Source organism: Bradyrhizobium lablabi (assembly GCF_018129385.1).
Taxonomy (GTDB): Bacteria; Pseudomonadota; Alphaproteobacteria; order Rhizobiales; family Xanthobacteraceae; genus Bradyrhizobium; species Bradyrhizobium lablabi_C.
The window spans coordinates 69,734-89,760 of record NZ_JAFCLN010000024.1 but is presented as its reverse complement, the minus strand read 5'-3'; the positions used below and the strand labels follow the sequence as shown (position 1 = coordinate 89,760).

Sequence of the window (20,027 nt, the reverse complement as noted above, 5' to 3'; positions counted from 1 at the left end):
AAATCCTCTTCTTGACGGACGGCTTTTGCGCCGGTCCGTACGACCCAGATGCTGGGGACCTGATATCAGAGACAAGGAGCGACCGGAATGGCCTGTTCGGGCGGGCCGTTCGCCAGTTATCCACTTCCGGCGCGCCTTCATCCCGGAACGCTCGACCGGATGCGGATGGGTTGATAGACCGCTTGGCCGGGTGGGATTTGAGTCGGAATATGACCGTTGCTATCGAAATCGGGCGGACCGCAACGGGTGAACAGGCGTCGCTGGACCTCGAGGAACTGCTGGCTACACGTCTGCTCGTGCAAGGCAATTCCGGTTCCGGCAAGTCCCATCTGTTGCGCCGGCTGCTCGAACAGACGGTGCCATGGGTTCAGCAGACGGTGATCGATCCCGAGGGGGATTTCGTCACGCTGGCAGAGCAATATGGCCACCTCGTCATCGACGCGGAGGAACACACCGAGCGTGGCCTGCAAGTCGCGGCCGAGCGAGCCCGCATCCATCGGGTCTCCACCATTCTGAACCTGGAAGGACTCGACGCCGAGAACCAGATGCGGCGGGCTGCGGCCTTTCTCGGCGGCTTGTTCGACGTTGCACGGGATCATTGGTATCCGATGCTGGTGGTGGTGGACGAGGCTCAGTTGTTCGCGCCGGCCGTGGCGGGTGAGGTCTCGGACGAAGCACGCAGGCTGTCTCTCGGCGCCATGACGAATTTGATGTGCCGCGGCCGCAAGCGTGGACTTGCGGGAATCATCGCGACGCAGCGGCTTGCGAAACTCGCCAAGAACGTTGCGGCCGAGGCCGCCAATTTCCTGATGGGCCGAACGTTTCTCGATATCGATATGGCACGCGCCGCGGACCTTCTCGGGATGGAGCGCCGCCAGGCAGATGCCTTTCGCGATCTGGAGCGCGGACAGTTCATGGCGCTCGGCTCCGCGCTGTCGCGCCGCCCCCTGAGCGTCCGGATCGGCGCGACGGAGACGCACGCGCGGCATGCATCGCCGAAACTGATGCCGCTGCCGGAAGCCAGGATGGAAGGTGCGCGCGACATCATTCTGGCCGCGCCGCCGCCGGAGATAAACCGGCCTGTGCGAAAACCTTCCGCCGACATCGTCAGCCAACTGATGGCGAAGAGGGAGATTGTTCCTGAAACGGTGGAACAACCGCTCACCGCCGAACAACAGGCCGAGTTGCGCCAGCGACTGGACCGCATTCTCAGCGCCATTCTGGCGGAGCCCGATGCCGGTTTCCGGCCGGTCGGCATCCTTTACCAAGAGTTTGCGGTCCGTTGCCGGATCGAGGGACTCGGCTCGGCGGCGCCCAACCTCAGCGTGTTCCGCCGCATGCTGACCTGCGCCAAAGCCGGCCTTTCTGCCGATGTCGAAGAGGAAGGGCCCTGGAAGGAAGTTTCGGTCCGTGCCGGCATTCTGCCTGACGACATGCAAGGCGTCTTCCTGATGCTCGCGCGCGCCGCAAGGGAAAACCTGCCGTGCCCGAGCGATATGGCGATTGCTCGCGTTTACGGCACGCACTCCATTCGCCGTGCCCGCCGGGCCTTGGCTTATATCGAGGAACAGGGCCTGCTGGTTTCTCAGCTCGACGGCATGGGCCGCAGAACAGTTACGCTGGTCGAACCAGCCTGGACGACAGCGCCGAGCGATCCGGGCGCGGATGAAATGATCGGCGAAAGTTGCGAGCACTAGAGCGAAGCTCGCTTCTGATCGACACCGGGAAATTGTTGGCCGCGGGGGAGCGCTACATCGCGAAACCCGCTACGCTCGAAGCGCTGTTTTCTTATCGACGGACAGCTTAACCGGCCGGGCGGCATCTTCATGGATTGCCAAATACCGACTTTCACGCGCGATCCATGTTCGCTTACCTAAAAGCACCGAGTGAATGCAGGTTTTCTGAAATATGAACTGGCGTTCAGAGTAATCAAGCGGATAGACAATTTCACGCTGTAGTCCACAGAGGCACGTAATTACGCACATATCGAGGGCCGGCCGCCCTTCCCTACGTCGCTCCGGGAGGGCAGTTGACGCGTGCCCAATATGAAGCTAGGTTCACTTTACATGAGTAAGGATTCATCATGGCACTGGCATTGGTCCGGCGACAACTCATCGAAGAGACCCACAAGCGGATCGTTCGGGTCACCCGGGATCTGATCGCGGAAGGCGGATGGGCTGCGGCTCAGATATCGGTCATCGCGCGCCGCGCCGGGCTCGCGACCGGCTCGGTCTACCGGTATTTCGATTCCAAGGTTGATTTGTGCGTGCAGGTGCTTGCCGAGGTTTCGGAGCGGGAGGCCGAGGTGGTCGCCGGCATCATCGACTCCGAGGGCGATGCCGCCTCGCGGCTGCGCGACGCCGTGAAGGCCTTCGTGCGACGCGCGGCCCGAAAACCTCGGCTCGCCTATGCACTGATCGCCGAGCCCTGTGAGCCGCAGCTTGACGAAGCCCGACTGAAGTATCGCGATGCCCTGGCGGAACAGTTCGCAAGACTGATCGCAGAGGGCACGCGCCGTGGTGAGTTCGTCGACATGCCCGCCGACCTGCTCTCCACCTGCATCACCGGCGCCATCATGGAGCCGCTGATCAGGCCGCTCGCCAGGATGGCCGCGCCGAGCAACCGCGAAATTGACGCGCTGGCTGAAAACGTCGCCTCAGTGTGCGTGCGCATGGTGCGCGCGAGCGAGGCCAAGCTGAGCGTCGTCAAACGGAGGAAGCCGCAGTGAACAGACCCCTCACCAGCGCCCAGCTTGCACAGGCGGCGTTCGCCGGGGACGTCGGAACGCACCAGGTGTTGAACCAGGCAAGCCCGTGTGCCGGTTACAACGCCTTCACCGGTGACGTCGTGCTGAGCGAGCTCGTCGCGCGGCATGCATCCTGGAGCGCCGATGCAGCCGCCGCCGTGGGAAAGCTCGCGGGCGACGAGCAGATCCAGGACATCGCTCGGCTCGCCAACGAGCACGGGCCACTGCTGCGCAGCCATGACCGGTTCGGCAACCGGACCGACTGGATCGAGTTTCACCCGAGCTGGCATCAGCTCATGGCACTCGCCTTCGGCAACGGTGTTCACAGCCTGGCGTGGACGACGACGCAGCCGTCGGGCCATTTTGCCCGCGCCGTCCTCAGCTATCTCTGGAACCAGGTGGAGAACGGCGTTGGCTGCCCGACGGGCATGGCCTATGCCGCCTGCGCCGGTTTCACCGGCCGGCCGGAATTTGCGACCTGGCGCGAGAAGACTCTCTCGACCCGATACGACACCAGACGCCTGCCCATCGAAGCCAAGACCGGTGCCGTGATCGGCTACGCCATGACCGAGAAACAGGGCGGCTCCGATTTGCGACAGACCCAGACCACCGGGACTTCCGCCGGCACGGAGAACGGCGCGCAGATCTACCTGCTGACGGGCCACAAATGGTTCTTCTCGGTTCCAACCTCGGATGGCTTTTACACGCTGGCGCAGACACGGTCGGGCGTGAGCTGCATGTTCGTGCCGCGCTTCCTTCCCGATGGGCGGGCGAACAGGCTTCTGATCCAGCGCCTCAAGGATAAGTGCGGCAATCGCTCCAACGCCTCGAGCGAAGTCGAATATGACCGGACCTGGGCCATGCTGGTCGGCGAGGAAGGCCACGGTATCCGGGAAATTCTGTCGCACGCTCATTTGACGCGCCTGGATTTCGCGGTCGGCTCCGCCGGGCTGATGCGGCAGGCGTTGACGCTCGCGATCAATCATGCCGCGACCCGCAACGGCTTCGGGCGCCGGATGGTCGACCTGCCGATGCAGACCAATGTGCTGGCGGATCTCGCGCTCGAGAGCGAGGCGGCGACCCTGTCGGCGTTTCGGGTGGCGCGCGCGACCGACGGCATGGCGGACAACGAAAGGGAGCGCCTGCTCGCCCGCGTCGCCACGCCGATCGTAAAATTCTGGAACTGCCAGCGCGCGTCCTATTTCGTCTACGAAGCCCTTCAGGTCCATGGCGGCAATGGCTTCGTCATGGAGAACCCGATCGCGCGGCTCTACCGCGAGGCTCCGCTGAATTCGATCTGGGAGGGAACGTCCAACATGATGTGCATGGACGTGCTGCGCGCGCTCAACCGCGAAAAGGGCGCGCTCGACGCCTTCGTCGACGAAGTATCGTCGCCGGGCGCATCCGGCGCAGGCCATGCGCGCTTCCTGGCAAACCTCCGCGATGAGCTCGCCCGCGCCGACCACGACGACGAGGGCAACGCCCGGCCGCTGGTCACGCGCATGGCGCTGGCGCTTCAAGCCGCCGAAATGCTGAAGCACAGCCCGCAGGACGTTGCATCGCGCTTCATCGACTCCCGGCTGGCCGGACAGCATGCGGGCGTGATCGGCACGCTGCAATCCGCTCCTGACCTCAGGGACATCGTCGCGAGGGCCGCCGTTGCCGGAAAATAAAGCGTGATCCGGCTTGGCCTCGGGCGGCCAGGGCGAGGCGCTTGCGCCGAGGCCATGCTCAGACAGAGGAGGAACGTCAATGGGAAAGATGGAAGTGCTGTCCGTCTCCGACATCAAATCGGCGGTCACGCTGGAGGAATGGCAGACCCGGATCGATCTCGCCGCCTGCTACAGGCTGATGGCGATCTTTGGCATGACCGACCTGATCTACAACCACATCAGTGCCCGCGTTCCCGGCGAGGACGGCCACTACCTCATCAACCCCTATGGGATGCTCTATGAGGAGATCACGGCCTCGAGCCTTGTGAAGATCGACGTCGACGGCGCTACGCTGCTACAGCCTGATCACGGCTACAACGTCAATGTCGCGGGCTTCTACCTGCATGCCCCGATACACAAGGCCCGACCGGACCTGCACTGCATCATTCACACCCATACCCGCGCGGGCACGGCCGTGAGCGGCCTCAGCGAAGGGCTGCTGCCGCTGTCGCAAACCGCGATGCGCTTCCACGGCCAGGTCGGCTACCATGATTTCGAAGGACCCGCGATCAGCGGCGACGAATGCGCGCGCGTGGTCCACGATCTCGGCAGCCATGACGTACTGCTTCTGCGCAACCACGGCCTTCTGGCCTGCGGCCGCACCATCCCGCAGGCCTTCAATGCGATCTACTGGCTGGAGAACGCCTGCCGGATCCAGGTCGATCTGCTCTCCTGCAACCGGCCCATCCATTTTCCATCCGCGGCCGCAATCGACAACACCGTGACCTGCTTTTCCGGCAGCGAGATCACGCTGCTGAACGAGGCGGAGACCAACCCCGTGCTCAACGAGAGCGCGCGGAAAAACGCCGGCGGCTACGGTGCGCTCGAATGGGCAGCGCTGTTGCGCAAGCTCGACCGGCTTGATCCCTCCTTCCGGAGTTGAGCGTGAGAAACGAAACTTTCGGCTTCATCGGATGCGGCTGCGTCGGCCGCACGCTGGCGCAGGCCTTCAGCCGCGCCGGCAAAAATGTCGCCGCCGCATGGAGCCGCGGCAGCGCCGGCGCCGAGCTGATGGCGCAGGAGGTCGAAGGTTTGCGCGTGCTGCCGAGCGCGCAGACGGTGGCGGATGCCTGTGATTTCGTCTGGCTGACCGTTTCGGATGACGCGATCGCGAGTGTTGCCAACGGCATCACGTGGCAGCCGCATCACAAGGTGGTCCATTGCAGTGGCGCCACCGAAATCGACGCATTGGCCAAAGCACGCGCGGCGGGCGCGGCGATCGGCGGCTTTCATCCGTTGCAGATGTTCACCGATCCAGCGGTCGCCCTACAGGGACTGCCTGGAGTGACCGTCGGCGTCGAGGCCGAGCCGATCTTCCTCGAAACCTTGAAACAGATGGCCGCCGATATCGGCTGCTCCACCGTGGAGGTGCCGCGGGGCGATCGCGCGCTCTACCACGCGTCGGCTTATTACGTCGGCCCGTTCTTCATCGCGCTGTTGTCGGAAGCGGTGACGATCTGGAAGAAATTCGGCGCCAGCGAGCCGGACGCACTGAAGGCGCTGCTGCCGCTTTTAGCCGGCACCACCTCGGCGGTGACCAGCAGCAGCCTGGCCCAAGGCATGGGGGGATGCGTCGCCAGAGGTGATGTCGGGACGGTGCGGCGACACATCGCCGCCATGAACCGGCTCGATCCCGACGCCGGCGATCTTTACCGTGCGCTGGCCACAAGGACCATTCCGCTCGGCCTCGCGCGCGGCAGCCTGACGGCCTCGATGGCCGCGCAGATCCGGGACGCACTGTCGATCGCGGAAAAGGTGGACGCATAGACGCTGCATGCGCCGGCCACCGCCCAACTGCCGCGCCGAGCTTCGCTCGCAAGAGAGTAGCCCCGATTTAAGCGTTCTCGAGGGTGAGATGTTCGCGCACGATTCGGTCGGCAGCCTCAAGCGCCTGCGTATCGCCACTCCAGACGATGCGCCCCTCATCAATTATCACATGTCGTTCCGCGATGGCCCGGCACACGTCAAGGCTCTGCTCCACGAGGAGAATCGGCAAGCCCGCCGCCTTGAGCTCGCGCATCGTCGCAACCAGCCGCTCCACGATAACGGGGGCCAGTCCCTCGGTGGGCTCGTCGAGCAACAGCAGACGGGGTCCCGGCATCAGTGCTCTCGCGATCGCCAGCATCTGCTGCTCTCCTCCCGACAGCTTTCCGGCATAGGTCTTGCGACGTTCTTCAAGCGCGGGAAACATGTTCCAGGCGGACGCAAGGTCCCACCGCGACGATGGCCGCCATGCAAGCTTGAGGTTTTCTTCGACCGTCAGGGTGGCGAATATGCCTCGGTGCTCCGGCACCAATGAAATACCCAGCGACGCGATAGCATGCGTCGGCATGCCCATGAGACTTCGTCCGTCAAAGAGAAGCGTCCCCTTCAGGTTGGACAGCAAGCCCATAACGGAGCGCAGGGTCGTGGTCTTGCCAACACCGTTGCGCCCGAGCAAGGCTACCGTTTCGCCAGGCATCAGCGTCAGCGAAACGCCGTGCAGGACATGGCTCTTGCCGTACCACGCCTGGAGGTCCGCAATTTCGAGCAACGGCTTCATACGCTGGCCCCGAGATAGGCGGCTCGTACCAGCGGATTGGCGCGAATATCCGCCGGCGTTCCCTCAGCGATGGCTTCGCCTTGCGCCAGCACCGTGATGCGATCGGAGATATCAAGCACAACGCGCATGTTGTGTTCGATCAGCACGACGGTACGACGCGGCGTCAGGCTGCGGATCAGATTCTTGATGCGATGAATGTCATCGATGCTCACGCCGGCCAGCGGCTCGTCCAGGAACACGTAGCGCGGGTCAGAGCCAAGCGCCATGCCGATCTCCAGCGCACGCTGTGCGCCATGAGAAAGGGTACCCGCGCGGTCGGCGGCCCGGGCTTGCAGGCCGGTAGCCGCCAGGATTTCCTCGACATTGAGATCGGGATTGACGCCGCGCCAAAATGTCCAGGACTCGGCACGCCGGACAGCCTGCACAGCCAGGCGAATGTTTTCGGCGACGGTCAGGTTGTGGAAGATGTTGGTTACCTGGAACGAGCGTGCAATGCCGAGATGCACGCGCCCATGCGCGGCCATGCGGGTTATGTCGCGAACACCAAGACGGACATGCCCCTCGCTGGGCTGCAAACGGCCGGTCAGTACGTTGAACAGGGTCGTCTTGCCGGCACCATTAGGTCCGATGATGGAGTGCAAATTCCCCGGGGTAATCTCAAGATCGATGCGATTGAGCGCCCGGAAGCCGCCGAACCGCACGCCAACATTCTCCGCTATGATACCGGGCCTATCCATCGACCGGCTCCGGCGAGACAGCTCTGGCCCGATGACTTTTCCATCGTCCAATGAGCAACTCGGCGCTACCCCACAAGCCGTTAGGCAGGAAGAGAACGATCGCGATCATCAGGAAGGCGATGATCATCAGCCATCGCGGCCACAGCGTCGACAGAAAATCGGCCAACAGCACATAGAAGCCGGCGCCGATCAAGGCCCCCATCGGCGATCCAGTACCGCCGATAATCGCCATGATGACCAGTCGCTCGCTCATCTCCGGCTCGATGGTGTTGGGCGGCGCCAACCCCAGGAAGATCGTGTGCATGGCGCCGGCAAGGCCGGCGAGGAATCCGCCAAAAGCCAGGGCAGCAATCTTGAACAGGCGCACGTCATAGCCAAGCGCGTCGGCGCGGATGTCATTCTCGCGTATTGCGCGCAGTACCGACCCCAGCGGAGATGAAGCGACGCGTTGCGTCAGCACAAAGGCAAGGAAGCAGATCGCGGCAAGAAAGGCGTACACGGCCTGCGGATGCGCCAGGACGCCAAGATCGGCTACGATGGGAGGACGCGGAACGCCGGTCAGTCCGTTTTCCCCACCGGTGACGTTCTTCAGCGCCAGCATGGCAAAATAACCCATCTGCGCGAAAGCCAGCGTCAACATGACGAAATAGATGCCGCGCCGCCGCACGCTGAGAAAGCCGACGATGGCGGCTGCGATTGCCGCCATCGCGGCGGCAGCGAGAACGGCAACAAGGCTTCCGGAGTTCGAATGGAGCAGGATCAACGCCGCGCCATAGGCGCCGATGCCGAAGAAAAGACCCTGCCCGAACGATAGCAGCCCGACCAACCCAAGGAGAAACGTGCAGGACAGTGCACCAACGGCGAACACCACCAATTCGGAAGCCAATGTCACCGACGGCAGAACGAATGGCAGCGCCACCAGCACGATGGCGAGGGCGCCCGTCGTTGCATCGGGAAATGGGCGGTAGGCCGAAAACGTATTCACGATCTCCCCATCAGGCCAGCCGGACGCACGAGCAGGACCAATGCCATGGCGCCGTAGATCATCAATCGCGCTCCCTCGGGCCACAGGCTGCTGGCCATGCTCTGGACAACTCCGATCAGCAGGCCGCCCAGCAAGGCACCGGTGAACGACCCGATGCCACCGACGACGACGACAACAAATGCGACCCCCAGCGCCTCCGATCCCATGAAAGGTTCGACGCCGCGCAGGGGCGCACTGAGTGTCCCGGCAAGGCCCGCCAATCCGCCGCCGACCAGAAAGGCGACCATGAACACTTTCTGCACGTTGATGCCGAGCAGGCTCACCATCTCCGTGCTTTCGGAGCCCGCCCGAAGAGCGGCGCCAAAACGCGTTCGTTCCAGGGCAAACCACAACAGTATCGCAATGACGGCTGCGGCGAAGACCACGGCAAGCCGGTAGGCCGGATAGACGAACGAGCCGATGAAAACGATACCCGAGAGGAGACTCGGTACCGGCACATTCTTCGCGAGTGGATCGAAGATCAGGATGATCGACTCCTGAAAGATGAGCGCCAGCGCGAACGTTACGAGTATCTGCGCTTCGTGCGGCATCTCGTATGTGTGGCGCAGAATCAACCGCTCCGAAATCAGCGCGATGACGGCCGCTGCCAGAGGACCGAACGCCAGCGCCCACCACATCGAACCGGTCAACAGACTCACGGAATAGGCGGTATATGCCCCCACGAGATAGAGTGTGCCATGGGCGAAGTTCACGAAGCGCATCAAGCCGAAGATCATCGTCAGACCGACCGACAGCAGGAAATAGATCATCCCGATGCCGATGCCGTTGAGGAGCTGAAAGAGGATTACCTGGCCTTGCACGCTTCGTCGCCCCCAGACGCCTCAAGCCATCTTGCAGCCGGCTTGCTCCGGCGACATGAACGCCTTGGTGGCCTGAAGGATTTCCGCAAAATCGTCGGCGTCGCGCATGGCCGAGCGCGCCTTGCCCCGCATCAAGTAGTAGTTCTTGATGACCTGATGATCCGCGGCACGGACGGTCTCGGTTCCGGTAGGTCCCTCGTAGGTCAGACCTTCCATCGCCCTGGTAAGATCCGGGACGTCGAGCGACCCGGCCTTGTTGGCGCTCTCGACGAACATCTGTGCTACCGCCCACCCGCAGGCCTGGAGGTAGTTTGTCGCGTTGTTCGTCTTGGCTCGCACCACTTCGGAAAGCACCCGATTCCCGGGGCTCTCGACGCCATGCCAATAGTTCGTGCCGAAATAGACGCCCTCCACGATGTCCGAGCCCCATGCCTGATATTGATCGAGACCGGTGCACCATGGCACCACGATCTTGACGTTGCGCTTGAGACCGAACGACACCGCTTGTCGAACGACGTCGACAGTCTGATTGCCGAAGTTCAGCACGGCGAGGACATCGGGATTGGTGGCCATAGCCGCGGTGATATAGCCGGAATACTCGCGCTCGCTCAGCGCATGATAGGAGTTGCCGAGGTTCGTGAGGCCCTTCTCCTGCATTACCGCTTTGGCGTTTGTGAGCAGGCTCTCGCCGAAAACGTACTGACCGGTGATCGTGTACCAGCGCTTGGCTGCGGGATTAGCCTGCATGAAGGGCTCGAGCGTTGCCCGTATGGCCGTGTAGCTGGCGCCGGGCCAGCGGAAAGATGACTTGTTGCACTGACTGCCTGTGGCTTCATCGGCGCCCGCCATATGAATGTAGATGCCGCCACGCGCGTGCACTTCCTTGGCCACCGCGAGCGCGATGGCAGAGTTCGTGCAGCCAACGACGTGGCGAACGCCCTGCCCCATGGCCTCCTGCACGCGGCGCACCGCCCGGCCCGCGTCGCCCTGGTCGTCGAGCAGTGTATAGTTGATCTGTTTGCCGGCGGCGGTCTTGTAGTGGTCGAACGCCATGACCGTGCCCTTGTTCAAGAGGTCGCCGACATTGGCGAACGTGCCTGACAGCGAATATATCCCTACCACCTCGACCTTGTTGGTCTGGGCTCGCGCGATCATCGGTGAAGCGAGCAGGCTTGCTCCGCCCAGGAGCGCCGTTCGTCGGCTGATGTTCATTTGCGATACTCCTTCAGTTTCCAGTGGAAGTTGCGCGAGCCGCGCGGGAGCGTTTTTCAAGCCACCAGCCCCAGGCCGGCGGCCATTCCGAGAAGGTCGGATCGACGCCGAGCGCCTGGGCGGCATGAAGCGGCCAATGCGGATTGAGCAATGCCTCACGGCCGATTGCGATGAGGTCGGCGCGACCGTCGCGGATGACGGATTCGGCAAAGGCAGGCGTGGTTATGAGGCCGACGGCGATGGTGGCGATGTCTGCTTCCTTGCGCACGCGCGCGGCAAACGGTACCTGGTATCCCTCTTCACGCCGCACCATCCTGGTGGTCGTGCGTTCACCAAGGCCGCCCGACGAGCAGTCGACGAGATCAACGCCGACGGACTTCAGCGCGCGGGCCAGCGCAATGCTGTCTTCAATAGCCCAGCCGCCGGCCTGATCGTCGACGCTCGATATCCGTACTGACAAAGGCAGATCGTTCGGCCAACCGGCGCGGACAGCCTCCGCGATCGCAATCGCAAGACGCATGCGACCCTTGAGGTCTCCGCCCCAATCATCGTCGCGCTTGTTCGCGAGTGGCGAGAGAAAAGTATGGATCAGGTAGCCATGCGCTGCGTGAATCTCCAGGAACCTGAATCCGGCTTTCGCCGCGCGCTTGGCAGCAAGATGATATGCATCGATCAGGCGGGCGATGCCATCGGCGTCGAGAGCGTCGGGGGTGTGCCAGCCAGGATTGGCCGGAATAGCACTGGCAGCGACGGTTCGGTACGGTGGGAAGCCCTTTGCAGCATCGTCGTCACGGAGTGGATCATAGCCTTCCCAGGGCCGCCCAACGCTTCCCTTGCGGCCCGCGTGAATGAGCTGCGTCGCAGGTACCGCGCCAGCCTCCGCGATCAGCCCCGCAATGCGCGCCATTCCATCCACTTGCGCATCATTCCAGATGCCGAGATCGTGCCAGGTGACGCGGCCATCCGGCAGTACGGCAAGCGCCTCCGTCATCACCGTGCCACCACCGCCAATTGCCTGACGTCCGTAGTGCTGGAAATGGAACTGCCTCGCCAGCCCATCTTTTTCCGCCATGTACTGTTGCATCGGCGAGATCATGATGCGGTTCTGCAACGTGACGCTCCGCAGCGTGAGCGGGGAAAACAGATGCGACACACTCATGCGGCTATTCCCATGCGATCTTTCGTCCAGGCCCATGCAATCCCGAGGCCAATCACCGGTTTGCGCAAGCCATGCCACGGGATCGGCGAGAGCTCGGTATTCGGCAGCGGCGCTTCGATGCCGCGGTGAAGGCGCGCAGCCAGCCACTCACCCATCAGTGTTGCCATCGCAATGCCACGGCCGTTGTAACCAAAGCCAATGAACATGCCTGGCGCCGGTTCATGAATGCGCGGCAGTCCGTCCAGGGTCAGACCAACCTGCCCCGACCAGCGATACTCGATGGGCAATAGCGCCGCCTGGGGAAACAACCGGCGCATCGCATGATGCAGCGCCGCGTAGAGGGGTTCGCTCTCCTGCTCGCCAATCGAGCCGCGTCCTCCCATGAGAAGACGTCCATCCGGCGTCAGGCGAAAATAGAAGGCAAGCTGCCGCGTCTCCGACACGCATTCGCCGCCCGGGAGAATGGTCGATGCGATATGTTGGGGCAAAGGCGTGGTGGCGATCTGAATACTTTGCACCGGCAGCAGGCTCCGCGCGAGCTTCGGCATGACGCCGTCGGTATACGCATCGGTGGCAAGTATGACCGCGGCCGCATCGACCGAGCCGTTGCTGGTGAAGATGTGCCAGCGTTTGCCTGCTGGCGTAACCTTGAGCACCCGGCTTTTTTGATGCAGTTGAGCCCCGGCCGCGATTGCCGCACGCGCCAGCCCGCGGACGTAGCCGAGCGGCTGTAGCGTCCCGGCACGGCGATCGATCCAGCCGCCTACATACTCTCTTGTTCCGATGCGCCTGGTTACCTCCTGTTGGCTCAATACCTCGACCGGCGCGCCAAATGCGCTCCAATCCTGTGCGCGCCGTATCACGCGATCCAGCGCGCGATCGCTGTGGGCCGCCTGAATCCATCCGCCGCACTTGGGCACACATTGGATGCCATGCCTTGCAATGCGCGAGAATACGGCATCGGCAGCGTTGCCGACCGCTTCAGCGAGTGCCCGGCCACGCTGCTCGCCCCATTTGGCAATCATCTCCGACGGATCGAGCTTCAAGCCGGGAATGACCTGGCCGCCATTGCGGCCTGAGGCGCCATAGCCGAACGCTTCCGCCTCCAGGACGACTACGTTCGTGCCGACTTCGGCAAGCGATAGGGCCGCCGACAGGCCCGTGTATCCCCCGCCGACAATCGCGACGTCGGTAGTGATTCTGCCGGCTAGCGGTGCCGTCTCGATCGCCGGTTCTGCAACCGTTGCCGACCAAAGCGAACTATCAAAGCTGGCGGCAGAGTTGACCATTCGACCTAGCCTCGAGCCCAAGCGGCAGCAAAGCCTTGCGAAATGACACCATCTTCCAGGTCCTGGCTGATGGCTTGCGCGTCGCGCTCGCCAGGATCCCCGTAACCACCGCCACCGCCGAGCGTGTAGATGACGGTATCGCCCTTCAGCAAATCGACCTGTTGCTTGGACTTGAGCACGATGTCCTGGCCATTGCGCCGAACCACGCACGAGCCGGTGCTGCCTGGCGTACCGCCAAGGAGTCCAGCGGGCTTCTGCACGAAGCGGTCGGCATAGATGGCGAGCTTTACGCCATCCTCCAGCACCTCGTAGCGGCGCACGAAGCCGATGCCACCACGCTGACGCCCACGGCCGCAGGAATCCGGAACCAGCGCGTACTCGGTGAGACGGAAGAAGGGAAAATCCTGATCCAGCGCCTCCGCCGGCGTGTTCGAGCAGTTGGAAAGCGGGCTATCCACGGCATCACAGCCATCCCGCGTGCTGCTCGCGCCCCAGCCTCCTCCAAACACCTCAAGATAGACCGACCATCCGTTATCGCGCAGTTTGGAAAGGCAGCACACCGACGTCGTATCGAAACCACAAGCGATGACCTTGTCGGGAACGGCCTTCGACAGCGCCTTCATGATGGCGTTCCAGGCGCGGGAACACGCTTCCATACGCGCGCGCACAGGTGCCGGATGGTTGGGATTGAGCAGCGTGCCTTTCGGCGCCGTCACAGTGATCGGCCGCATGGCGCCATCGTTGAAAGGAATGTCAGGGCTCGTCAGTGCCGCCTTGATGACCGACACGCTTGCGGAGATCGTAGAGGCAAAGGGAGCGTTGAGATTGCGCATGACCTGCGGCGCCGTGCCGGTGAAGTCCGCCGTCATCGAGTCGCCGCTGACGGTCACCGTCACACGCACCGGCAACGGGTCCTCGGTGATGCCGTCGTCGTCGACCATGTCCTCGCCGGCATAGACGCCGTCCGGGACCTCGCGGATCGCCGCACGCATGCGTGTTTCCGAGTAGTCCTGTAGCGCGGCCATCGTGGCGATGACCTTGTCGGTCCCGTATCGCGTCGCAAGTTCATTGACCCGCAACACGCCTACCGCGTTGGCAGCCATCTGCGCATCGAAATCGCCCATGGTCTGCGCAGGGACGCGAACATTGGCCTTGAGCAGACGTTGAAATCCACCGCCATGCCAATCCCGTTTGACGTTGATCTTCGTCGGGGGAATGATCAGTCCTTCTGAATAGACGTCACTTGCCGTGGGATTGAGGCCCGGATTGCCGCCGCCCATATCAAGGTGGTGCGCAACGGAGGCAGCAAAGCCAACCACGCTTCCATCGGCGAAGATCGGATGGAAGATGAAAACATCCTGCAAATGCTGGCCGCCCGAATAGGGATCGTTGATGAAGAACACGTCATCAGGCTGTAGCGTTTCTGGTGGATAGACAGCGGTGCAGGCTGCAAAGATGCGCCCGATGCTGCCAAGTTGCATCGGAATCAATTCGGCCTGTGCCACCGTATTTCCCTTGGCATCAAGCAGGGCGGCTGAACCGTCGCGGGCCTCTCGCAGAATGTTTGAGTACGCAGACCGGATAAGCTTCACGCCCATTTCACGTGCAGCCGCGATCAGAGACTGGCTGATGATCGCGTATTCGACGGGATCGAGGGTCATGCCGCGTCCTTCCGCACGTGAAGATTGCCCGCAGCATCGCGCGTTGCGGTCCAGGTTTCCGGCAGCCAGACCGTCGAGGAGTAGCCCTCGATCAAGGTCGGCCCCGATACGGTGCGGCCTTCGGTGAGATGGGCCGCGTTCACGATCGCGGCGGATTGCGTCTCGGTTCCGGAAATATTGACCGGCGCCTGTTTCGGTCGCTCCAGGTCGACCATCCGCTCGCCAAGATTGGGGAGAGTATCGAGACGGCTGCGCACCAAGAGGCGAAGCGAGACAATTTCTGCGCGACGTCCGGGCTCGCCACCATGAAGATAGACACGGCGATGCGCTTCAACGAACGCGTGGTGCAGCGCTTCCGATGTGAGAGTTGGCAGATCGCGATCGGCGATCGTGACGGGAATCTCGAATGCCTGGCCAACGAAACGCATGTCGACCTCGAGCTGAAACTCAAGCGGACCGGCGAGGCCGAGCTCGCGAAATTCCTTCTCGGCGATTGCGCGGAAATGAGCGTGCTCTTCGCGCAGGGCTTCAGGGGCGGCAGCGTCGAACTGGAGGCGCCGTGTCACCCCATAAACTTTCACATAGTCGGCAGCGAGCAGGCCTTGCGCAGAAATCACGCCCGGATTCGGCGGGACCAGAATCTCCCGGATCCCGAGCTCGTCGGCAATTTCGGCCGCGAGCAGAGGTCCAGCCCCACCAAAGGGAAGCAAGGCATAGTCACGCGGATCGCGCCCCCGCTCGGTGGAAACGATCTGGATGGCGCGCACAATATTGGCAACGCCCAGCCGGATGGCAGCTACCGCCGCACCGTTGACGTCGGTGCCAAGCCGCTTTGCAATCTCCTGGAATGAACGGCGAGCGGCTTCCGCATCGAGCTTCATCGAGCCGCCAAGGAAGCTCTCGGGGCGGATGGTGCCTCGCACGACGTGCGCGTCGGTGATCGTCGGCGCCGTGCCTCCGCGGCCGTAACAGGCGGGGCCTGGATCAGCGCCCGCGCTGCGCGGTCCCACCCGGAGCATGCCACCGTCGTCGATCCATACCAGGCTTCCGCCTCCGGCGCCGACCGAGACGATGTCGAGCACGGGAGTGCGGATCGGCAGGCCATCCACTTCCGTCTCGGGTGTCAGCGCGGGTTCGCCGCCGCGCACGAGCGAAACGTCAGTCGAGGTTCCACCCATGTCAAAGGTGATCAGGTCGCCGCGGCCGGAACACCCTGCCTGACGAATGGCGCCGACCAGTCCGGCGGCTGGACCGCTGAAGAGCGCCGAGATCGCGTTGCGTCGCATCGCGATCGCCGGCAGGCGCCCGCCGTTTGACTGCATGACGCTGAAGTGGCCGGCAAAGCCGCCGCCTTTCAGCCGGCTCTCGAATCGATCTAAATAGCTGTCGATGACAGGCTGGACATAGGCCGAAAGGAGCGTGGTGGATGCGCGCTCAAATTCACGAAACTCGGGCGCGATCACATGGCTCGCTGCAACGCGTATGTTCGGCAGTGACGCCGTGATGAGGGCCGCCAGCTCGGCCTCATGCTTCGGTGAAACGTAGGACGACAGCAGGCACAGCGCGACGGCTTCATAGCCGCCGGCCGCCAGCGCCGGCAGCAGATCACGTTTCACCTCGGTAATATCGAGGGGCAGGACTACGTCGCCGCGCGCGTCGATGCGCTCCGTTACTTCGTAGGTGTCCCTGCGTCGCACGGGGGGAGCTGGCTTGGCGTAGCGCAGGTCATAGATGCTGCGCCGGTCATGCCGCTGGAGGAAGAGAATGTCGCGAAAGCCACGCGTGGTAACAAAGGCTACCTTCGCACCCCGCCGCTCAAGAATGGCATTGGTCGCAATTGTCGAGCCGTGGACGAGATCGGTGACTTGCGCCGGAGGGATACCGCCCGCTTCGAGCGCGTTGAAAGCACCGATGTCGGGGCTTTTGGGTGTCGAGGGCACTTTGGCGACAGTGCCTTTTGCACCATCGAAGGTTACAAGGTCCGTGAATGTGCCGCCAACTTCGATGCCCACACGCATAAGCAACCGCCATCTAAGCTACTTCAACAAACAGATATCAGCTTGCGATAAATTGTAAAGAAATTAAAAAATAGCGCGATAAATTTTCACTGGATGCTCAAATGACATACCTTGATACCGGCACAGTAAGTCTTTCGGAGGTCGGCGAACGCATTCGCTCATTGCGCCAAAAGCGCGAGATGACGCTCCAGCAGCTGTCAGAGCAATCCGGCGTTTCCGTCGGCATGTTGAGTCAGATGGAACGTGGCCGTTCGTCGCCAACGATACGCACCTTGCAGCGCGTGGCCGATGCGCTGGAGGTACCTTTGAATTGGTTCTTTTCCACGCCCGAAGTTTCGCGGGATCATCCGCGTTGGGTCTTGCCGCACAGCCACCGCCGAAGAATTGCTTTGGGCGACATGAAAGTCATAAAGGAACTGCTTTCGCCTCCCGGCGATGGAAAGGTCGAGCTGCTGCTCGTAACTATTGAAGCCGGCGGCTCATCCGGTCCTGTTGCCTATACGCACATAGGTGAAGATGCCGGTGTTGTGCTGGAGGGGCGGTTGTTGCTGGAGGTCGACGGCGTGCCGGCGACTTTGGAAGCCGGCGACGCCTTCCGGTTCGCCAGTTCGTTGCCGCACCGCTTCGAGAATGCGGATGCTGGCCGAACACGCGTGCTGTGGGCGAACACACCGCCGTTTTATTGAGCCTGTTCGGGCGGGCATGCCCGCTCTCAACCTTGCACTCGTTCAAGACGGCGGAGGGAATCGGTGGCAGTCAGCAGATCAATGGACAATCGGGCCTCGCAGTCCGCAGACGAACGACGCACGGCCGAGATCGAGCGCATGCAACCATGGGAATGGCCGGAAGCGCATTGGCGCAGCCTTGTGGACCAGGTGCGCGCCGGTCGCGCCTTGCGGCCCGCCAAGTGGAAGAACGGCGCACGCTGCGCCGTCGCATTCTCGTTCGACAGCGACCATGAGACCAACGAACTGCGCGATGGCGGCAAGTCCATCGGCCGCATGGCCTGGGGCGAATATGGTGCCCGTGTCGGCGTTCCACGCATCCTGGCGATACTAAAGAAGCACGACGTGCCGGCGACCTTCTATGTGCCCGCCGTCGCGGCGCTGCTGCATCCGGACGAGCAGCGCCGCGTTGTGGCCGAAGGTCAAGAGATCGGCATCCATGGCTGGATTCACGAGCTCAATTCAGCACTGCCCTACGCAGCCGAACGCGACCTGATGTTCCGCGCTACCGATACGCTCGAACGGATCACCGGCGTGCGGCCGGTTGGGCTTCGCACGCCGTCCTGGGATTTCAGCTCATCGACGCTGAAGATAGAGAAGGAGCTTGGTCTGCTCTATGATTCATCCCTGATGGCTGACGAGGATTGCTACGAGCTCATGCTTGAGGGCGAGCCGTCCGGCGTGATCGAGCTTCCGGTCGAGTGGGTGCGCGACGACGCGGTCTATTTCATGATGAACCGCTTCCAGTCGCTGCGGCCCTACACCCCGCCGACCGACGTGTTCGACATCTTCCGCCGCGAACTCGATGCCGCCTGGGAGGATGGCGGCATCTATCAGCTGACAATGCACCCGCATATTTCCGGCTATCGCTCGCGCATCTGGATTCTGGAGGAGTTGATCCGGCACGCCAAAGCAAAAGGCGACGTCTGGTTCGCGACCCACGCGCAAGTCGCCGAATGGGCGCGCGATCACGCCGCCTGACCATGCAGGAAACCGGCGGGTTGGCATCGAGAGACTGAACCATGCGCCAGTCGATCAAGCAGCCCGGTTCCGGCCTTCGATCGCAACAGTCGCTGACACAGCGTCGGCGAGCGTCTGCGCCGTCGCCGCCGACAGCGTCCATCCCAGGTGACCGTGACCGGTGTTATAGAAGACACCCGGACGCCTGCCTGCACCGACGCGCGGCAACATGCTCGGCATCATCGGCCGCAGCCCGCTCCAGGCCACTACTTTGTCAGTGGCCACCGCCGGAAAATGTTCACGGGTCCACCGGACCAGCGGTTCGACGCGATCATGACGGATATCGCGGTTGAATCCGTTAAACTCGGCGGTTCCAGCCACCCGGAACCTGTCGCGTCCGAGCCGGCTCGTTACAATCTTGGTCGCATCATCCAGGATGCTCACTTGCGGAGCGGCGGTCTGGCTTTCCGGCGTGTGAAGCCCGACCGTAATCGAGTATCCTTTCACCGGATAGATGTTGAGCCGGTCGCCGAGCATGCTGGCGAAATCGCGGCTTGCAGTGCCGGCACAGATAACGACCGCATCGGCCTGAAGCGACTGCCATTGTGTGTCGCTACCGCCCTCGCGCGATGCGGTTGAAAGCCAGCCGATCTGAAATGTGCCGTCAACAGACGGAACGATCTTGTCGATCGAGGCATCGAAACAGAATCTGACGCCCCGCCGCGCGCAGACATCGGCAAGACCGCGCGTGAACTTGTGAATATCGCCAGTTGAATCGGATGGGGTGAAGAAGCCGGCATAGCAAGTGCCCTTCAATGCCGGTTCAATTCTGCGGATCTCGTCAACAGTAACTGCACGGCGGTCGAGGCCGCCCTTCGCCAGCAGATCGTTGACTTTTAGCGCCTTATCAAACCCGGCCCTGTCGCGGTAAAAATGCAATATGCCGCGCTTTTCCAGATCGAAATCGATCTTCTCCCGTTCCGCCATTTCAAAAAGATACTTGCGTGCGGCAATCGCCAGCCGCACAGTTTCAATGGTGTTGGCCCTGTAGTTCGAGATATTGGCGATGAATTCCGCCATCCACGAATATTTGTGCCAGCCGGGCAACGGATTCACGAGCAGAGGGGCATCGCGTCGCATCATCCACCTTAGTCCTTTCAGAACGGTGGATGCACTGTTCCAGACCTCGGCATTGCTTGCAGAGAGCTGTCCTCCGTTTGCAAACGATGTCTCCATACCGGCGTAGCGATTTCGGTCAAAAACGGTGACCTCGTAACCACGCTCGACGAGAGCATATGCAGTTGTGACGCCGGTGACGCCGGCGCCCACGATTGCGATGTGTCGCATTACAGGTTCCTTGCAATGAGATGGACAAGACCGAGTGCTGCGGCCCTTAACTCCCAGAGAGCTTTCGACCGAGT

At 62.5% G+C, this 20,027-nt stretch carries 17 protein-coding genes; 7 read left to right on the top strand and 10 right to left on the bottom strand.

Annotated features, from left to right (window positions below; genetic code table 11):
- Nucleotides 1–209 precede the first annotated feature (209 nt).
- From JQ628_RS30795 to JQ628_RS30775, 5 genes are all read left to right on the top strand, one after another.
- On the top strand, nucleotides 210–1,697 hold the full coding sequence (locus tag JQ628_RS30795) for an ATP-binding protein (RefSeq protein ID WP_212229283.1): 1,488 nt from the start codon (nucleotides 210–212) through the stop codon (nucleotides 1,695–1,697).
- Between the two features lie 386 nt (nucleotides 1,698–2,083).
- On the top strand, nucleotides 2,084–2,728 hold the full coding sequence (locus JQ628_RS30790; RefSeq protein ID WP_212229250.1) for a TetR/AcrR family transcriptional regulator: 645 nt from the start codon (nucleotides 2,084–2,086) through the stop codon (nucleotides 2,726–2,728).
- Entirely contained in the window at nucleotides 2,725–4,419 is a 1,695-nt protein-coding gene (locus JQ628_RS30785) for an acyl-CoA dehydrogenase family protein (protein ID WP_212229248.1), read from the top strand. The genes JQ628_RS30790 and JQ628_RS30785 overlap by 4 nt, the downstream gene beginning before the upstream one ends.
- 79 nt (nucleotides 4,420–4,498) lie before the next feature.
- The gene (locus tag JQ628_RS30780) at nucleotides 4,499–5,341 is read left to right on the top strand and encodes a class II aldolase/adducin family protein (RefSeq protein WP_212229246.1); all 843 of its coding nucleotides are present in this window, start codon (nucleotides 4,499–4,501) and stop codon (nucleotides 5,339–5,341) included.
- Between the two features lie 2 nt (nucleotides 5,342–5,343).
- Nucleotides 5,344–6,225: a Rossmann-like and DUF2520 domain-containing protein gene (locus JQ628_RS30775; protein ID WP_349628144.1), complete on the top strand. Its 882-nt coding sequence runs from the start codon at nucleotides 5,344–5,346 to the stop codon at nucleotides 6,223–6,225.
- A 67-nt stretch (nucleotides 6,226–6,292) separates the two neighbouring features.
- Here JQ628_RS30775 and JQ628_RS30770 read toward each other — a convergent pair whose 3' ends face one another.
- Genes JQ628_RS30770 through JQ628_RS30730 form a run of 9 tightly spaced genes read right to left on the bottom strand, consistent with a single transcriptional unit; the run spans nucleotide 6,293 to nucleotide 16,921 of the window.
- On the bottom strand, nucleotides 6,293–7,000 hold the full coding sequence (locus tag JQ628_RS30770; RefSeq protein ID WP_212229242.1) for an ABC transporter ATP-binding protein: 708 nt from the start codon (nucleotides 6,998–7,000) through the stop codon (nucleotides 6,293–6,295).
- Nucleotides 6,997–7,701, bottom strand: coding sequence for an ABC transporter ATP-binding protein (locus JQ628_RS30765; RefSeq protein ID WP_349628143.1), 705 nt, complete (start codon nucleotides 7,699–7,701; stop codon nucleotides 6,997–6,999). Before JQ628_RS30765 ends, JQ628_RS30770 begins: the two co-directional genes overlap by 4 nt.
- Nucleotides 7,702–7,729: 28 nt before the next feature.
- Nucleotides 7,730–8,722 (bottom strand): branched-chain amino acid ABC transporter permease, encoded by a 993-nt coding sequence (locus tag JQ628_RS30760; protein ID WP_212229240.1) that lies wholly within the window; start codon nucleotides 8,720–8,722, stop codon nucleotides 7,730–7,732.
- Nucleotides 8,719–9,582, bottom strand: coding sequence for a branched-chain amino acid ABC transporter permease (locus JQ628_RS30755; RefSeq protein WP_349628142.1), 864 nt, complete (start codon nucleotides 9,580–9,582; stop codon nucleotides 8,719–8,721). Before JQ628_RS30755 ends, JQ628_RS30760 begins: the two co-directional genes overlap by 4 nt.
- A gap of 21 nt (nucleotides 9,583–9,603) precedes the next feature.
- Nucleotides 9,604–10,794 carry an ABC transporter substrate-binding protein gene (locus JQ628_RS30750; protein WP_212229236.1) on the bottom strand — a complete coding sequence of 397 codons (1,191 nt, stop codon included), beginning with the start codon at nucleotides 10,792–10,794 and terminating at the stop codon, nucleotides 9,604–9,606.
- Nucleotides 10,795–10,807: 13 nt separating this feature from the next.
- Nucleotides 10,808–11,953, bottom strand: coding sequence for an NADH:flavin oxidoreductase/NADH oxidase (locus tag JQ628_RS30745; protein WP_212229234.1), 1,146 nt, complete (start codon nucleotides 11,951–11,953; stop codon nucleotides 10,808–10,810).
- Nucleotides 11,950–13,242: an NAD(P)/FAD-dependent oxidoreductase gene (locus tag JQ628_RS30740; protein ID WP_212229232.1), complete on the bottom strand. Its 1,293-nt coding sequence runs from the start codon at nucleotides 13,240–13,242 to the stop codon at nucleotides 11,950–11,952. The genes JQ628_RS30745 and JQ628_RS30740 overlap by 4 nt, the downstream gene beginning before the upstream one ends.
- A gap of 5 nt (nucleotides 13,243–13,247) precedes the next feature.
- Nucleotides 13,248–14,903 carry a hydantoinase B/oxoprolinase family protein gene (locus JQ628_RS30735; RefSeq protein WP_212229231.1) on the bottom strand — a complete coding sequence of 552 codons (1,656 nt, stop codon included), beginning with the start codon at nucleotides 14,901–14,903 and terminating at the stop codon, nucleotides 13,248–13,250.
- The gene (locus JQ628_RS30730) at nucleotides 14,900–16,921 is read right to left on the bottom strand and encodes a hydantoinase/oxoprolinase family protein (RefSeq protein ID WP_212229229.1); all 2,022 of its coding nucleotides are present in this window, start codon (nucleotides 16,919–16,921) and stop codon (nucleotides 14,900–14,902) included. The genes JQ628_RS30735 and JQ628_RS30730 overlap by 4 nt, the downstream gene beginning before the upstream one ends.
- Nucleotides 16,922–17,022: 101 nt before the next feature.
- Here JQ628_RS30730 and JQ628_RS30725 point away from each other — a divergent pair, with 101 nt between their 5' ends.
- Nucleotides 17,023–17,607, top strand: a complete 585-nt coding sequence (locus JQ628_RS30725) for a helix-turn-helix domain-containing protein (RefSeq protein ID WP_212229227.1) — start codon at nucleotides 17,023–17,025, stop codon at nucleotides 17,605–17,607.
- A 138-nt stretch (nucleotides 17,608–17,745) separates the two neighbouring features.
- A complete protein-coding gene (locus JQ628_RS30720) occupies nucleotides 17,746–18,627 on the top strand; it encodes a polysaccharide deacetylase family protein (RefSeq protein WP_212229279.1) in 882 nt (293 codons plus the stop codon).
- Between the two features lie 54 nt (nucleotides 18,628–18,681).
- On the opposite strand, the gene JQ628_RS30715 is transcribed toward JQ628_RS30720, so the two are convergent.
- Nucleotides 18,682–19,953 (bottom strand): D-amino acid dehydrogenase, encoded by a 1,272-nt coding sequence (locus tag JQ628_RS30715; protein WP_212229225.1) that lies wholly within the window; start codon nucleotides 19,951–19,953, stop codon nucleotides 18,682–18,684.
- Nucleotides 19,954–20,027: the final 74 nt, after the last annotated feature.

Bases quoted from the DNA above. Each gene is read 5' to 3' on its own strand.
- JQ628_RS30795 (WP_212229283.1), top strand. From the start codon at position 210: ATGACCGTTGCTATCGAAATCGGGCGGACCGCAACGGGTGAACAGGCG.
- JQ628_RS30790 (WP_212229250.1), top strand. From the start codon at position 2,084: ATGGCACTGGCATTGGTCCGGCGACAACTCATCGAAGAGACCCACAAG.
- JQ628_RS30780 (WP_212229246.1), top strand. From the start codon at position 4,499: ATGGGAAAGATGGAAGTGCTGTCCGTCTCCGACATCAAATCGGCGGTC.
- JQ628_RS30770 (WP_212229242.1), bottom strand. From the start codon at position 7,000: ATGAAGCCGTTGCTCGAAATTGCGGACCTCCAGGCGTGGTACGGCAAG.
- JQ628_RS30750 (WP_212229236.1), bottom strand. From the start codon at position 10,794: ATGAACATCAGCCGACGAACGGCGCTCCTGGGCGGAGCAAGCCTGCTC.
- JQ628_RS30745 (WP_212229234.1), bottom strand. From the start codon at position 11,953: ATGAGTGTGTCGCATCTGTTTTCCCCGCTCACGCTGCGGAGCGTCACG.
- JQ628_RS30740 (WP_212229232.1), bottom strand. From the start codon at position 13,242: ATGGTCAACTCTGCCGCCAGCTTTGATAGTTCGCTTTGGTCGGCAACG.
- JQ628_RS30735 (WP_212229231.1), bottom strand. From the start codon at position 14,903: ATGACCCTCGATCCCGTCGAATACGCGATCATCAGCCAGTCTCTGATC.
- JQ628_RS30730 (WP_212229229.1), bottom strand. From the start codon at position 16,921: ATGCGTGTGGGCATCGAAGTTGGCGGCACATTCACGGACCTTGTAACC.
- JQ628_RS30725 (WP_212229227.1), top strand. From the start codon at position 17,023: ATGACATACCTTGATACCGGCACAGTAAGTCTTTCGGAGGTCGGCGAA.
- JQ628_RS30720 (WP_212229279.1), top strand. From the start codon at position 17,746: ATGCAACCATGGGAATGGCCGGAAGCGCATTGGCGCAGCCTTGTGGAC.
- JQ628_RS30715 (WP_212229225.1), bottom strand. From the start codon at position 19,953: ATGCGACACATCGCAATCGTGGGCGCCGGCGTCACCGGCGTCACAACT.